This is a genomic window from Bacillus sp. BC05(2025) (assembly GCF_056725905.1).
Map to the genome: position 1 here is coordinate 184,231 of NZ_JBWYRA010000005.1, position 15,670 is coordinate 199,900.

The 15,670-nt window shown below is 30.0% G+C and carries 6 protein-coding genes and 2 pseudogenes; 5 read left to right on the top strand and 3 right to left on the bottom strand.

The annotated features are described in order from the left end of the window. Positions 1 to 176: 176 nt before the first annotated feature. Entirely contained in the window at positions 177 to 614 is a 438-nt protein-coding gene (locus ACZ76X_RS18465) for a hypothetical protein (protein ID WP_479851297.1), read from the bottom strand. 376 nt (positions 615 to 990) lie between these two features. On the opposite strand from ACZ76X_RS18465, the gene ACZ76X_RS18470 reads away from it, so the two are divergent. Beyond that, positions 991 to 1,698 carry a dCTP deaminase/dUTPase family protein gene (locus ACZ76X_RS18470; RefSeq protein ID WP_088058181.1) on the top strand — a complete coding sequence of 236 codons (708 nt, stop codon included), beginning with the start codon at positions 991 to 993 and terminating at the stop codon, positions 1,696 to 1,698. A gap of 268 nt (positions 1,699 to 1,966) precedes the next feature. Beyond that, the gene (locus ACZ76X_RS18475; protein ID WP_479851298.1) at positions 1,967 to 3,208 is read left to right on the top strand and encodes a hypothetical protein; all 1,242 of its coding nucleotides are present in this window, start codon (positions 1,967 to 1,969) and stop codon (positions 3,206 to 3,208) included. 466 nt (positions 3,209 to 3,674) lie between these two features. On the opposite strand, the gene ACZ76X_RS18480 is transcribed toward ACZ76X_RS18475, so the two are convergent. Both ACZ76X_RS18480 and ACZ76X_RS18485 read right to left on the bottom strand, forming a co-directional pair. Further along, the gene (locus tag ACZ76X_RS18480; protein ID WP_479851299.1) at positions 3,675 to 5,426 is read right to left on the bottom strand and encodes an ATP-dependent nuclease; all 1,752 of its coding nucleotides are present in this window, start codon (positions 5,424 to 5,426) and stop codon (positions 3,675 to 3,677) included. Positions 5,427 to 6,354: 928 nt separating this feature from the next. After that, positions 6,355 to 7,521, bottom strand: a complete 1,167-nt coding sequence (locus ACZ76X_RS18485; RefSeq protein ID WP_479851300.1) for an ion channel — start codon at positions 7,519 to 7,521, stop codon at positions 6,355 to 6,357. A 694-nt stretch (positions 7,522 to 8,215) separates the two neighbouring features. Here ACZ76X_RS18485 and ACZ76X_RS18490 point away from each other — a divergent pair. The 3 genes and pseudogenes from ACZ76X_RS18490 (at position 8,216) to ACZ76X_RS18500 (ending at position 15,643) form a co-directional block, all read left to right on the top strand. Further along, positions 8,216 to 10,128: pseudogene (locus ACZ76X_RS18490) on the top strand (tyrosine-type recombinase/integrase). After that, a pseudogene (locus tag ACZ76X_RS18495) lies at positions 10,121 to 10,495 on the top strand (DUF6262 family protein). Before ACZ76X_RS18490 ends, ACZ76X_RS18495 begins: the two co-directional pseudogenes overlap by 8 nt. Positions 10,496 to 10,726: 231 nt before the next feature. Next, positions 10,727 to 15,643: a P-loop domain-containing protein gene (locus ACZ76X_RS18500; RefSeq protein WP_479851301.1), complete on the top strand. Its 4,917-nt coding sequence runs from the start codon at positions 10,727 to 10,729 to the stop codon at positions 15,641 to 15,643. Positions 15,644 to 15,670 lie beyond the last annotated feature (27 nt).

The window sequence follows — 15,670 nt, forward strand, 5'->3', positions numbered from 1 at the left end:
CTTTTAATTTATTAAAAAGGCAACTAATTCTTTTAAAAGAATTAGTTGCCTTTTTCTGATTTTTGTAAAGATTGGGATGTGGTTGAATTGGAATAAAGAGTTATGAATTTTAAATATTTCATAGTTATTAAAATTTATAATAGATTGGCTAGAGAATGAATAGCTACATTATGACATTAATTTTTAATTTTTTGCCATTGGTCTTGGAATGGTAAAAGGTCTATACCAGCTAGTTTTGTACCATCTTTATTTAGGTTAAACGTAAAGTTTCCACTTGATGTTTTCTTGTTCCAAATAATATTTTGAATTTCTTGGTAAGAAAAAATATAGTACGTCGAATTATTAATACTATAATCACTGACAAGTAATATTAGATTATCAAATGCATTTAATTGAGCCTGTGCTTCTTTTAATATGAATGAATCACGAGAAGCGGATCCGCTTCTTTGAATATGTTTTATTTCAATCTTTTTTTGAGTATCTGAAATAATTAGATCGTATCCTTCTTGATTATGAGCTTCAGCGTATTCTACAGTGTGACCTAAAGAAACTAATTTAGCAAACACTTGGGATTCACCTAAATTACCACTTTCTTTTCTATCTAAAGGTTTCATATAATCTACCGCCTTTCGATTAATTGAATTTACAGGTATAAATTCATTATTTTATGAGTAAATAAAAAGTTCTTTGGTATGATAATGTATCTAAAATCTTTCATTTTACTTATTATACCTTAATTACTATTTATTTTAATAGAATGTTTCAAAGTTATTACTGACTAGTTATATAAATTTATGGTAAATAAAAATTAAGATATGATATGAAAATTATTAAACACTAGCTGATAATTGGCCATTATATATTTAAAGTTACAGTAATTGTCTGAATATTTTATTTTGTGTTAAAATAAGACTGTTGTATGTTAGTTTTTCTGTAATTATATTAGAAGTTATAGAGGGGATTTTTTTATCCAATGTAGGAGGAATTAAAATGTTGCTAAGTAACAATGATATAAAAAGAGAATTAATTAAAGCTAAAAATTTGGCAATCTACCCTTTAAAATTAGAGAATGTTAAAGGAAGTTCATTAAATCTTACTGCTAGCAAACATGCATGGAGGGTTTCTGATAAAAAATCTGCAGTTGTTAATAATAAAATAATAATTCCTCCTAATGATACTGTATGTATATTTGGGGAAGAGGCTATATGGGTATCTAGACGTATAGGAGGTACATATCATCCTAGGGTGTCTCTAGTATCTAAAGGATTAGGACATATTTCAACTACATTAGATCCTCAGTGGTATGGGCTTTCTCTAGTGGCGGTCTCAAATCCTACGTCATCACAAATAGAAATAAGAGTTGGAGAAGCTTTTGTCTCTATAATGTTATACTATTTAAAAAATCCAGCACCAAAAGGGATTATAGAAAACCAAGCTAGTCGCCCCGACATATCTAGAGGTTTTATTCTGACAGATGATGAGGATTCATACCTTCAAGAACAATGGCACAGAACACATCAAGGCATTGTAGATAAGATGTTAAGCTCTAACAGTTATAAAGAACTTGTTAAGGACAAAACAAAATTGAGAAGAGGGCTAACAAATTGGTTAATTCATCCACTAGCGAGTAGTATAATAGGAGGACTTATAACTACAATAATAGGAGGAATAGTTATTTACTATCTTGGAATGAATTAATCTTTGAAAGCCTTATCATAATGTGTCGTTAGTGAAATATTGGAATGAATGGTATTTGTGGTAATTTATTTTTACATATAATCCTTTTGTCAAGCATCTAATAGGTACGTAGTACGTAGCATACTCAATAATTGCACTCGTGCAAAAATAAATAAGAAGGGAATATTTATATATGGGATCTTAATTTTAATATAAAATAATAGTATACTAATTTAATAATTGAGTTAGCATACTAAATGCAGAAAAGATTAATAGGAGGATTTTTGTAGTGAATGCAAGTGTAAAATGTTTATACTACCCTTATTCAAGAGCATTAAGTTTACAAACTTTGAAGAAGTCGGTCTTACTTTTTGATGAAATAGCATTTTTAGACTCAGAGTCAACTTTAATTAGAAAAGAGCTGATGTCGGAGCTAATCTACGGGGAAGAGTTAGAGGAAATAGAAGAGACTTATGATTTTTTAATTAAAGAGAACGTTGTAAAAATTATTCAATCTGCAGAATTGATTAAAAACAATGATGAACTACTATCCTTTAGTGTATTAAATGATGTTTTAGATGATAGTTTTATAAAAATTGCTTTGGGTGGCTACAGTTCTAATTTTTGGGCTGTTATGAAAGATAGGATACCTCCAAGTTTTTTCAAGGAAATCACTTCCATGTTTAAAGAGGATGAAGCAGAGCTGTTTATGGCTTTAAATTCTGCATCTACAACTACTACAAAAAAGTTATTTAATGTTGAGAAGTCAACTGGAAATGAATTAATACCAGAGGTTTTACGATATATTATTTTAGAGAATACACGTATGGGGAAAGATATATGTGAAGTGCCATTTCCTTTAGCATCCTCACTACGAATAAATGAATGTTTGTTGCTAAGTTCAATGAACGGCTACACTCCGTTTACTGATAGTAAGATTCATGACAGAATGTTGTTAAATAAAGCAAGTAGAGCAATGAATGAGGTGAAAAGTAATCATATCTTGTTGGAATACCTAGACTTTGATTTGCCGAGAGAGTTACCATTTCAACAGCTATCTCACATAGTTTTAGATAAATTAATTCCTGAATCGGAGTTAGAAAAACGTTCTATAGAAGAATTGATTGCTTATCGCAAAGAGAATATAAATGAATTATATCGATTAAGAGAAAAAATAGCAGAAATTTCATCAACAATAATTCTTAGTGAATCTACTAATGACTATTATAGAGAGTTAGATAAGGCAGTAATTTCAAAAATAATACCTGAGATAACTAAGACAAGAGATGAAATTTTAAAAAAGTATGAAGAAGCTTTTGGGAGGTTGACTTTGCGATCAATTCAATCAGTCGGTTCTACACTTACTGCAACATCATTAGCAGGAATGAGCTTTTTTGATATATTGATTGCTTGTGCTGTTGCGGAAGGTGCTATGTTAACAACAGTGGGTGCAAATGAGCTAGTAAAAATTTGGCAAGCATGCAAGGATAAGAAAAGAAACAGTTACTCATACCTTACAAATTTTAAATAGGCTAGCCATTGTTACGTTTAGTGAGAATTAATAAATATTTAAATATATTGATTATAAAATAAAATGAAGACTTAATAATCAGTATTCGAGTGAGATTAGGTTACTTGACCTAGTCTTTTTTATGCTGTAACGATTGCTAAAATCGAATAGTACCAATACTTATAATGCATTAAATCAATATCAAGGTAATAAAAGAGATTAATACTGTGCGACATAAAATAAAAAAGAAGATATGAAATTTGGATATGCAACGCTTTAAATGAAAATCCAAGACCGTACTATACAAAATAAGAACTGAAGAAAGTAGGATACAAAGTAATCTTGGTGAAGAAACTAATTGTTAGGGGAAGCTTGTTTTATTACGGGTGATAAATACTCATACCTTTTTTCCAAAAATTATTAGCTGAAATGATGTTTATTTACAAGAAGCTTCCTAATAGAAGCTTCTTGTAAATAAATAAACGGTTTAACTATTCCACCATTCAATTATTTTATTTACTAAAGGAAAATCTAAAGCTTGCTCTTTCGACATTTCCTCTGCAACTTTTTTCCCTATGTTGACTTTATTACGATCGGGTATTTCGGAAATTATATCGAAATTACTGTAAGTTAGATCGCTTACATCGGTATTGAGAACTTTAGCAAGAATTTCTTTTGGATAAAGATTTTCAATAGTACGATACTCTTTTAATAAGATACAGTTTACTTCGGCAGTATTACAATCCTGCTCATAGTGTAACTTCGATGATCTAATGTTTCCTCCATTTTCTATACTTTTTGGCAAATCACTATCAATAATAACCATACTTTTATTATGAATTTTCTTTAGATTTCTTGGTGGAATGGCGAATAGATTCTCTCCACCTAAAGGAATTATAAGAAGCCCGGCTCTTTCAATATTTAACCCTGCTTTATCTAAAAGTATAGTTAATACGGTTACTTCAGTTTGTCCCTCTACAAAAATAACCCCACTAGCTGTCAATGACAAAGGAAGGTAAGCGCCTAAAGCGTGAAAAGCTTCTTCCTTCTTTTCAAATTCAATAAGCCGACTAGTTGTTTGTTTTCCATTATGTTCAATCAAATACAATTTATCTGTATCTTTTAATCTCTGCATAACAAAAGGTGAATGCGTGGAAACTATTACTCTTACTCCAAACTCATTGGAGAGTTTTTTTAGTAAAGTTATAAATCTCACTTGTAATTTTGGATGTAAACCATTTTCAGGTTCATCAATGAAAACTATACTTGAGTTAGTGTATTCTTTAATTAGTTTAGATATAATGTATAAAACATTTGTTATACCTGCACCACTTCTACTTAATGGGTGTCTTTGTATTAGTTCATTTTTAGTCCAAGAGAGGAATAAATCTTCTTTAATGAATTCATGAACCGGGGTATCAATTTCAATCCTTTCTAGGTCTGGGAATAAAATTCGACAATATTCAAAAAATCTCTTGAATTCACCGTTTCTTCTTTTCTCCTCTGTGCTTATCTCCTTAAAAAACTCAACTAACTCAGATGTGGCCTCTTGAGTAACGTCTAGTGACTCCAAATTTAGATTTAAAAGCCTATCTCTTGTGCTACTAGGAATAAATAAAGCGTCTAGATGCTGGACAAAATCCCGCAAAGCATGATTAATAACTAACTCATATAAGAGTTCTGTAAATTCTAGAAATATGCTAATCTTTCTTTCTACATTATAAGTGAAAAAGTTGAAGCAATAGGAATTGAATGCTTCTTTATCTACAAAATCACCTATTTCTTTAAAAAGGTTTGCAATAAGATCAAATGAAATATTAAGAGTTATCTTTATATGTTCAAAGAACTGTAATACTGTTTCGCTAGTGATGTTAAAATTAATATTATTTAGCATTGAGAGATATCTTTCTAATTCTCTTTTCTTAACATCGATTATGTTGCTAATTTCAGTATGTGTAAGTTGAACTTCCAATCTAACAGATTGTTCCTCTGCAACTGCCCCTTTATCTTCATCAAAAAATTTACTCCCCTCTAAAGCGGCTAGCCGTCTAAAAGTTTGAGACTCTTGAATCCTGTTATTTTTAATAATCCGTGTGCTTAAATAACATGCTAATAGAGCGGATGTTTTACCGGAATTGTTTGTCCCAGTAAGCACGGTTATTTCGCCGAGATCTAGTTTTAGGGGTGGGGTATTTCCAATAGAACGATAATTTTGTACAACTATACTTTGAATCTTCATTATTTCCTCCAAAAGTTACACGTTTTTATATAGTATACTCAGAAATTTATATATATACAAACAGCATAAAATATGGAAAGCTCTATCTACCTAAATATGTAATCGCAAGAGCAAATGGAGAAGAATTAAGGAATTTGGTGGAGAAAGAGAAACTAATAGCTTTTTAGAGAAATTGGGTGAGATTACAAACTATATGTAAAAAAATTATTTGAAAACAATTTTGTTAAATTATTGTTTTTTTATGGATTTCATGTATACCTAAGTTGAAAAAATTATTTTTGTTTTTTTATTTGTGGTAAAATATAGATAAACATATATACTTATTAATATATTCGGTAAAGAACATGAAAATAGAAATGAAGCAAAGTGAAAAATTCTGCCCCATTTTTGCCCCGAAAGTACTGTTTCCTCCTTTGTGATAAACTGTTATATAAGGAAACCCCTTGAATATCCAGGGGTTTCAGCATGAACCCTGAGAGGCTCGAACTCAAGATCTCCACCCTGTCAAGATAAGAAACATATATTGTACGTTTCAGCAATATCGAGTGAAAAACTAGTAATGTCAAGGGTTTATTAGGTATTCTTTATTTTCTTATGCAAATCCTGTAACGTAGAAAAATGAAATTTCTTGACCAGAATCTTGACCGGTTTTTTAATGGGTTTGAATTGAGATTCTGGATACAAAAAAATTAAATCTAAGATTTTTTTAGCTAGGGTTTCTAAAGTAATACTACTATGACTCCATTTTATCCATCAATGTGTTGAAATGGTGTTGATGCTAGTTATTAATATATTATGTATGATGTGCCTATTCTCTTTTTAACAAGTAATGATTCAATACAAGCATTATTATACGGACGCTATTTTCTCGAGTTTCATTGTAAGAAACTAACTAAGTTGTACCCTTATGATTTTACTAGCTCTATCGTTAGAATCTAAATAATTTTCTTAATACTAGTGTTACTAAACTAGCGAACACTATGAATCCTAATAATTGTTCAATAACTATTACTAGTCTAGCTAATTCATTTAATGGTGATATGTCTCCATAAACGCTTGTTAACATAGTGCTACTATTAAGATAAACCGTACCAACTAGTTTACTAAAAAAACTCTCATTACTTTCTAGTCCTTTAAACTCTAGTGGGCTAAATTTATAAGGGAAATTGATTACTAAGAATATAAATTGCATAATTAAATATAGAAATATTAACTTATGGGGTTTCTCTCCAAACCCTGTACAATAATCTAATACATTTAATCCGAATCTTTTTATTTTTCCCTGCGTTTGCTGTTTAATTGCCTTATGATATTGATATATCAAATTACTTGCTTGAGTAAAGTTACCAGTATTCTTGCTAACTACAATAGCACCTAACAAAATGTGCTGATAAAATGCATCGTAATTATAATCTGTAGTTTCTGGTTGGTTTTCATAATAGAAAGAAACACAGCGAAAATATTTTAGGAAAGATCTTGGTAACTCTGTTTTTAATTTTTCAAAGTCAGCTTCAAACTTTTCATATAATTCTTGGAGATAACGTAATTCTCGCTCTGCAAATCCCAACTTTAAGTCATCATAGTAACTTTCTGCTTTAAATATGAACCAATCAGTAATATTATTCAACACAGTATTCAATCCGTCTTTGGCTAATTCTTTATTAAATTTTCTATAATATAGGTCAGTTAATTTATTATCTAACTGACTTTTAACCCTTTCACTAAAACCAGCTTCAGCGGTTAGAGCTGCTAACATCCCTAGGTATAATTTAAGTGTGGAATCATACTTAAACTTATCAAAATGGAGAAATAACTTTTCCCATAAATTGTGTATATCTTGAGGCACCTCTTTTAAATTTTCAACACAATTCCAAAAATAATCCACTCTAAACTCAAAATCTTGTACATCGTCATCATGAAATTCATCCTGCCATGAATAAGCCAAACTTGCTAATTTACTTTTGTCTTTTGTCTCATATTCTACATATTCGTCAAATGTTTTACCTTTGTATTCATTTGACAATGGCAATCTAGGAGTTGGTTTGGTCGTAATCCCAAAATTAATCTTGCTCTTTTTTTTCTTTTTAAAAATCATTTATATACCTCCCTGAAGTAATTTGTAGAAAAGGTTGTTTATTCAGATATTTCATAATTATTATATTGTATATTCATTTGATTGTAAGTAGTTATTTGGAAGGATATAGTGTACTTATTCAGTGTAACAAGATTTGAATATTCCGTTTTAATTCTTGCGCACTCTATAAAATTGGAGACGTACATAAAAGTAATAAAATTCCCTTTGTGCTATATAGTGTTAAAAAATATTTTTTACCTTTCTTGTTATGATTAAAAAATACATACTCGAATAAATGTCTTGTTTTTTAATAGTAGGGGTTTGTTTTTGGGATTTATCCAAATATATAAGAGTGAAAATTACAACCATTTAGATTATGTAAATGAAGAAGAGTATAATGAACTAGAATTAGCGGAGGCGTTTATAAAAATTTATTAAGGATCTAGCAGAAGAAGTAAAAAGGAATTATATGAAAAATTAACGAAAAAACATGAAAGATGGAATCTTTCAAGTGAAAGACGAAAGATTATTACATGGAAGGTAACGAGCGTAGGATAAACTCCAATTTAATAAATATATATTATTTATATGACTTAATAGAAAAAGGTTTGTTTTTCAGATGAAGAGTAACCCATTTCTTATAATTGGAGGAGAAAAAATGGTATATCGTGAGATTAGAGTAGGAAAGCAAGGGGTACTAGAATCACCTGTCGGTATGAATCAACCAGCAAAACGAGTCGACATCGTAAAACTAAAAATGATAAAAGAGAGTAGTCTTCTTTACAAAGAAAGAAGAGTGAAATCTCCAAATGATACATGGGATGTTAGGGAGTGCTCTTTACCAACTGCGATTGAATTATGTAAGTATCCTAGATTAAGAAATCGTTATGTACATTTTATTAGAATTAAAAATGTATGGGTTAAAACAGAATTAAAATACTTTTTTATTATCATATGATTAACGGTATTTGGCAGGCGAAAGCAGAATGGATTAGGAAAGGAACGGTAATAGGAAGGATGATGCGGTTTCTTGATTTGAAATTCCCGAACATTTCTTTAATTACCGAGGTCCCTATAGAAAAGGCATTAATGGAATATAGAACATACTTAATTGAGCAAGGAATAAAAACAACCATAACTAATCATAAAATTATGGCTAATCAAGAAAAAGCATCTTGGAAAGCTAATTCTTATTATGTTACAATGCTGAAACAATTTATGAAATTATATGAAGATTACTACTTCGATGGGGAAGAATGGGATAAGGATGTTTGGGATGCGAGGAAACTAAATTTAAATGAGGAGAAAATCAATCCTACAGATTCCGAATATATTATTTCTTTTAAAGGGTTTGTTAATCCATATTTCAAAAAGATAGCTAAATGATATTGTAAATTAAAGATGAATACTTTAGTTTTTAGTGCTATAAACGCTTTCGCTTAAATGTTAAGGGGTTTTTTTGATTTTTTGAACAGGAAATATCCTTAAATTAGTAAATTACATTAATTGTCGAGAAAAGAAATTGAAGATTATTTAGCTGAAATCAATTTAAAGGGTTTAAGTGTAAGATCTGCACCAAATAGAATATCTACTATAGAGGGGCTATTTACAACTTCTCTCAACGCTTTGAGTGGGAAAAAGCTCCTTCCAAGATACTGATTTATCCAGAGGATTATCCAAAAGGGATTAAAGCAAAGCCACGATTTATAGATGAATACATATTAGAACAATTAAATGGTCATCTAGATAAATTACAACCTTTTGTGACAAAGATGGTAATGATTATACATAAATGCGGGATGCGTATTAGTGAATTATGTACTTTAAAAAGAGGGTGTTTGATAGAAGATCAAGAAGATGATTATTTTTTTAAGACGTATCAAAGGAAGATGAAAAAAGAACATACCATTCCAATCTCAAGGGAAGTTGCAGCTCTTATAAAAGATCAAGAACAGTTTGTAATTTCTTCATTTGTAAAAGAGTGTGAGTATTTATTCCCAAGAAAGGATAGGTCTCCTTTAAAGCAAGCTACCTTTAAAGATCATTTAAATAGACTTTCTTATGATGAAAATATTACTGACAGGGAAGGAAAGGTATATAGATTTCATGCTCATGCTTTTAGACACACTGTGGGTACAAGGATGATTAATAATGGAGTCCCTCAACATATTGTTCAAAAATTTCTTGGGCATGAATCTCCTGAAATGACTAGTAGATGTGCTCATATATATGATGAAACATTAAAGAAGGAATTTACCAACTTTAAAGAGACGCTAATAACTAATAGTGGTAGCATTATTGAATTTGATAAAGAAACTTCTGAAGTGGATACTATAGATCTTCAATGGTTTAAAAAGAATATTAATGCACAAGCACTCCCCAATGGCTATTGTCGATTACCGGTAATTGCAGGCCCATGTCCTCATGCTAATGCATGTTTAGATTGTACGGCAACGGCACTTCTGTACTAGTAAAAGGTTTCTGAAGGAGCATGAAGAGCATTTAAATCGAACGGAAATATTACTACAGCAGGCTAAAAAACAACAATGGCAACGTCAAATTGAGACCAGTCAGAGAGTAAAGGATAAATTAGAGCAGATAATTTTTAATCTTAAGGGAGATGAGTAGAATAGTTGTGAAAATAAAAAACACTGAAGCTATTGTAAAATTAGCTAAGGAGAAGAGTAATAAAACTATAGAAAAAGTTGAAAGAACAATTTCTGAAATGGCAATAAAAAATGTAACAATTAATTTTAATTCTGTCTCATTGAGAGCGAATGTTTAGAAATCATGGTTATATAAAAATACAGACATTAAATCTAGAATTGAAATATTAAAAAATCAACAATTAAAAAAGATATTAAATCCAAAGAAAAAGAGCTCGCGCCCCGAAGAGGTTCTTATTAAGTCACTAAAAGAGCTCATTAAGGTTCTGGAAAATGAAAATAAAGATTTAAAACAACAACTAGAAAAATTGTATGGCAAGTTATTTTGATTACATGTAAAGATGATGTTTAGTCTATTAAAGTGTCTAATGGGTACAATTAGGAAACTCTATAATAGGTCTTTAAGATTTCTAAAACTATCATTTATGCATTGTTAGGGTTTAATTTATAAAATTATTATATTAATATTTAATTATGTATTGAAATGATTTGAAACAACAAATATGTCTATTGAAAATATTGTTTAATATTGTAAGATAAAGAAAAAAGGGGGGATTAAATTGGGTGTTTCTTTTTTAACGAAGGAAGGAATTAATGAAAGTATTTTTTCTAGTACTTTTCCAAAGATACCTGAAAAAGAAATTTTTAGAGAGAATATAATTAAAAGTATATCCGATACATTTTCAGAGGTGAATACTAGAATTATTTTAGAAGGCATTAATTCAACAGGTAAAACAATATTACTGTCTCAATATGCAAGGAAATTTGCAAATCAATGTGCAGCTTTTTTTGTTGGAGAAGATTATTGGAGTTCAAGTGTAAGGTTGTTTTTATCAGATATGTGTCAACAATTATCGTATATTGTTTCTGATCGGATGAAAAGCGCTATTCAAAAGGTGGATATTGGTAGTTTACAAGAGCATGAGTTGGTAATGCTATTTGGTAGGCTTCATGCGGATTTATGTAAGCAAGCCATGGCAGGTAAAGGTCCTTTCTATATAATTGTCGATGGAATTGAGAGAATTAAGAGTAATACTGCTGAAGATGATATATTAAGACTGATTCCTGCTGGGAATGAACATGGAGTTTATGTCCTTTTGAGTAGTCAAAAGGGATTAGATCATGGAATAAAAGCTACTTCTATGCAAGTTCCTTTCTTTTCAAAGTTAGAAATAGAAGTGATATTAGGAGAATTCTTAGAACAAGATGAAATAGAATATGTTTATAATACTTGTGACGGCATGCCAGGATATATTTCTGAGTTGTATAGGCAGTTTAAAGCTAACGGTAGGAAAGAAGATATCCTTGAAAATTTACCAAATAATTTTAGTAATTTAATAGAACAAACTTGGGCGCAATATCAAGATAAGGATGAAGAGTTTTTTGAATTACTTTCTTTAATAACTTTTTCAAATCAAGGTTTTTCCAGACGCGAAGTTGCTACAATTCTTAATATACCAGAGATGGATATAATTAAGCATATAGAAAAAACAGGTTTTATTTTCGAAGAGAATAATAAAGTAATAGTTTTAGATGCATATAAATTATTTTTAAAGCAAAAACTTAGTGATTATAAGACTCCAACCATTCAAAAATTAATTGATTTTTATAAAGGGGATCCTAAGGATCAAAATGCAATTATATACTTACCTGAACTTTATAGTGAAGGAGATCAATATAAATCTCTAGTTAATCTTATTGATATTCAAAATATTAGTGAAACATTGCAAAATACTCAGCAAATCTCAATAGTGAGAAAAAATATAAGAATTTTATCCAAGATGGCAAGTGACAAAAAAGATTGGAAACATTTAGCTTGGGCATCTTTAACTGAGGCTGTATTTACACAATTGGTAATAACTAAGCCAGCACTAGAAAGTCAGATTAAAGCTTTATTATCATTAGAAAGATATGAGGAAGCCTTAAAATTAACACTTTCTTGCATTCTTCCAGAAGATAGATTGATTCTACTTTCCTTAATTTGTAGTTATATGAAAAAAAACGGTTTAGATATTACACAGGACATAATTGCAAGCGTAGATGAGTGTATAAACTTAATGGATAATACCTCGCAACTAAACGACGAATTGATTGATAAGCTTTTAGATATTTCTTCAAATTTATTTACTATTGATACTGATTTATCGTTTAAGCTCTTGCAAAGAATAGCATTACATACGGGTGAAAATATTGAAAAAGATAGATTTATGGATTATATGTTGTTAAGATTACTTTTTAAAGTAGATCGAGATACTGAAGATGTTAATCCTATAAAAGAAAAAATTGGTAGTGAAGAAATAAATGAATTTATAAACGTTATTTCGGAATCAATTACAAAGGACATTGAACAAGTATTTAAGCAAACTAATAATATTAAAGATACTTCAGCTCAGCTTTTTTACTTGCAAAATTGGTGTGAAATTAATAAAACTGACAGTAATAGTTATAAAGTCATTGAAAAAGCTATAGATATTATGACTGAAAGTAATGATTATACACCTACACAGTTACATCTAAGAAAATTTGCAGCGCCATTAATTTATAGTGATAAACTTGAAGAAGTTAAGAGACTAATTTCAAGAATACAAAATTTACAAGCGACAGTCATTAAAAATCCAGTCGAGGAATACGCTTTGTTAGAGTTAACACTTTCAGAAATTGAAAGAAAATGGTCTGTAGATTTAGCGTTAGAAAGATTTTATAAAGTGTATGTTGAATTAGATGAAATAAATGAGTTAGATAGTAAATGCATGGTTATCTTACATTTATTGGAGCATACCAGAGATATACTAAATGATGAGGGGTTAGAAAAAGAATTAAGAGATCTTCTTATTGTAGAATTTGGTAAATTAGTAAGGGCTTCCGCAGATAATTTTAGAATTAGTGAAAAGATATTAGTAAAGTTGGCAAAGGCCGATAAAGATATGGCTGTACTCTTTGCTTCAAAGTTAAATACAGAGCAGAGAAGATATCTAGCATATAATGAAATTATACAATCTGAATTGAAGAATAAAGACGTGGACTTTGAATTTATAAGTAAACTTTTGAAAAGAATTGAAGATCCTAAGTTTAGGGATGGGTCATTTATTCGGCTCTTAAGAAAAGCTTCTAATAATAATATAAAAGCCGATGATAAAGTCGTTAATAGTTTCTTTGGGAAAATTAGAGAAATTACTAGTATTATTGGGAAAGCCTTAGCATTTGCTTATTATATTAAGTGGATTCATTCTAAAAATCCATTGAAGGCTGAATCTGCATATAAAGAATTGAAAGTGAATTTAGAACAAATTGATTCAATTGATGACAGAATAAGATTTGGATTTCAATTTGTAGAAATTATAGGGGAAGTAAATAAAAAGTTTGCTGCCGAAATATATTTATTAATTATTAATAAATATATGAACTCAAATTTTGGAGATAAAAGGCTTGATAATACGTTTATTAAAACATGCGAACTATTAATTAGAATGATACCAGATTTAATAAAATCTAAGGATTATGAACTAAAAATAAACCAAATTAAGAAATTTATTTTGTCAATACCATCACCATACCAACAGTGTATGCTACTTTCTAGTCTGGCTTTGCGATGCTATATTCATGGATTAAATACTGTTTTTAATGATCTAGTAGAAAAGTGCATTGATATACTGGAACAATGTAAAGACCCTGAAGTGGTTAGTCAAATTATTGTTGAAATATCTCCTTCTTTATATGAGTATGAGGAAGGTCTCTATGTTGAAAAATTAAATTGTTTGATAAATGAGTTGGACCAAGAAAACTCAATAGAAAACGTTATAAAATTTATAATTAGTAAACGACCACCAGAAGACCCGATTGATTTAAGTTTGTTTAACCACAAAATTAATTATGCAGGTGCAATGAAAATTTGTAAGTTAATTGACTTGTTAAAACGTGATGCAGCTATACATGCTATGATTACTTGTCTAGTTGATGCGTTAGTAGAACCATCACAAGGTAATAAAATAAAAAGTAGACTTCAAGAAAAGCAATTATTAACGGTTACCGAAAAGTTAGTAGGAACAATAAATGAAAAATTACCTGATTCCAAAAATATTGTCCATAAGGGTTATGTGATAGCAAGTTTTGGTCAACTTACACGGTTAAGAGATACAGCTTCACATAGGGCTAATAAGAGATGGAAAGAGCTTGTTCCAAGTAGACATGAATTGAAAAATGAAGCGATGAATATTGCAAATATTTCAGATAAAGTTTTTGTATTGACATCCCTTGGGAAGAATGCAGTAGATACTGAAGAGGATTTTGCAGTACAGTTAATAAAAGATGCGGAGGCTAATGTAAATCTTATTAACAATCCGTATGATAGGGCAGAAAGATATGGGTTAGTTGCAGAAGCGTATCGATTAACATCTAATAATAGGGCTGCAAAATTCTTGTTAGAGCAAGCGATGACAACAGCGAAAATATGTTCAAATGACCAAGGGAGGGATCAATTGTTAGGTGGAATTGTAGAGTTAGCACATACAATTGACCCTTCCTTGGCTAATAGTTATGCCTCTAGTATAGATTCTTCCATAAGTCTAAGAAATTTTAATGACAAGGTAGTGGAGCTTACTCTACATTCGGATCCGAAGAAGGTTGATAATTATAAAAAAATTGATACGCAAAGAATGTTACCAATTGTATTTAATAAATTATTGAAATCTTTATGTTCGGGAAGAGGAACAATACAACATTCAGAAGTTTGTGGTAAATGGCTTGATTATTCTGTAGGGCACAATTTTCAAACTATTATTTTGGGGATTAATTGGTATGTGGAAAATTCCTTAGCAACTAATCAGTCGAGAAAAAATTCAGAACTTGAAGAATTGTATCAAGGAGTGATTCAATTATTAGACTTCATAAAAATGGTGCAGGTTTCCATATTTGAAGACTTAGCTATAACAAAAGAAATGAATAATTTTTATCAGGTTATTGTTGAACCAAATTTATATAATTTTGGTTTAAATGAACAGGAAGAAGCTTTAGGTTTTTTGAAAAATTGGATAAGAGAAAATGTAAAAGATGAAATTAAAATTTATGATCCTTATTTTAACGAGGAACAACTATCATTGTTGAAATACATTCCAACAGAGGCTAGAGTGACGATATACACTACAGCATCTACAGCAGAATTGGAAGGTTTTCAAGAGAGGTATAAAAATTTCTGGTCAAAAATCTGTGACCAAGTACCTCCAGAAACTAATTTTTATGTTTATGCCACTGATTCAGGGAAGACGCCATTACACGATAGATATATATTAACGAATACATCTGGTTTAAATTTGGGAACATCTTTGAACGGTTATGGAAGCAAATTTAGTACTATAAGAATTATGGATGTAGAGGAAAAAAATAAAGTGGAGAATGAATTAATTATTCCATTAATACTAAAACCACCGTTAGAATATAAAGGTCAAAGAGTGAAGATGCAAATGTTCTCGCTGAACTACTAATAAAAAGTCCCTTCTCAAACTGAAGTG

Bases quoted from the DNA above. Each gene is read 5' to 3' on its own strand.
- ACZ76X_RS18465 (WP_479851297.1), bottom strand. From the start codon at position 614: ATGAAACCTTTAGATAGAAAAGAAAGTGGTAATTTAGGTGAATCCCAA.
- ACZ76X_RS18470 (WP_088058181.1), top strand. From the start codon at position 991: ATGTTGCTAAGTAACAATGATATAAAAAGAGAATTAATTAAAGCTAAA.
- ACZ76X_RS18480 (WP_479851299.1), bottom strand. From the start codon at position 5,426: ATGAAGATTCAAAGTATAGTTGTACAAAATTATCGTTCTATTGGAAAT.
- ACZ76X_RS18485 (WP_479851300.1), bottom strand. From the start codon at position 7,521: ATGATTTTTAAAAAGAAAAAAAAGAGCAAGATTAATTTTGGGATTACG.